The organism is Modestobacter sp. NPDC049651 (assembly GCF_040659695.1).
GTDB lineage: Bacteria > Actinomycetota > Actinomycetes > Mycobacteriales > Geodermatophilaceae > Modestobacter.
Genome location: NZ_JBFAOG010000036.1, coordinates 1 through 1010, shown reverse-complemented (window position 1 = coordinate 1010; position 1010 = coordinate 1). Strand labels below are relative to the sequence as shown.

The window sequence follows — 1010 nt, the reverse complement described above, 5'->3', positions numbered from 1 at the left end:
CTGGTCGCGTGTCTGCGCACCGGCCGGGCACTGCGGGTGCCGCGTGCCCGGGCCCGGCAACGCCGCGACGGCATGGTCACCCCCGATGTTATGTATAGACTTAGTGCGGCCGAGGTAGAGGACCGGGCCGTGCCCGGGCACTGGGAGGGTGACCTGATCATCGGGCTGGACAGGTCCGCGATCGGTACCCTCGTGGAACGGACGACCCGCTTCACCATGCTGCTGCACCTGCCCCGCATGGACGGTTGGGGCGTCGAAGCGCGGTCGAAGAACGGCCCGGCCCTTGCCGGACACGGCGCCGAAGCCGTCCGCGAAGCGATCGCCGCGACGATCACCACCCTGCCCGAGCAGTTGCGCCGCACGCTGACTTGGGATCGCGGCAAAGAACTTGCCCAGCACGCGAAGCTGACGATCGACACCGGCGTGCAGGTCTACTTCGCCGACCCGCACAGTCCGTGGCAACGCGGCACGAACGAGAACACCAACGGGCTGCTCCGGCAGTACTTCCCCAAAGGCACGGACCTAGCCCGCTGGAACCCCGGTGAACTCGAGGCAGTCGCCGCAACGTTGAACAGCCGGCCACGCAAGGCACTCGGATGGAGGACGCCTGGCGAAGCCATCAACGACCTGTTATCGTCCACTCAGGACAGTGGTGTTGCAACGATCGGTTGAAACCGGTCAATACTGCTCGGCCGACTTCGCCCGGGCCTGCGCCCGCTGGAAGGTGCGCCAGTCGATGGGCCGGGTCGGGTCGTGCTTCGACAACGCCGTGGCCGAGGCCACCTTCTCCACCATCAAGGTCGAGTACGTCCACCGCCGGCAGTTCCGCACCCGCGCCGTGGCACGAATCTAGATCGCCACCTGGATCTCCGACTTCTACAACCGCCGACGGCGTCACTCCGTCTGCCACGGACGTTCACCTATCGACTACGAACGAACAACGGCTCGAGCACTGGAGGCCCCAGCCGCATAACGCAGTCCTCCACGTTTCCAGGGGAGTGACACACCCC

The 1010-nt window shown here is 66.4% G+C and carries 1 protein-coding gene and 1 pseudogene; both read left to right on the top strand.

What is annotated here, in order from left to right:
• The coding region (locus tag AB0J00_RS21910; RefSeq protein WP_357749242.1) for an IS30 family transposase at positions 1-672 on the top strand (672 nt) is incomplete at its 5' end.
• A 55-nt stretch (positions 673-727) separates the two neighbouring features.
• Positions 728-853, top strand: a pseudogene (locus AB0J00_RS21905) (IS3 family transposase); the annotation flags it as partial.
• Positions 854-1010 lie beyond the last annotated feature (157 nt).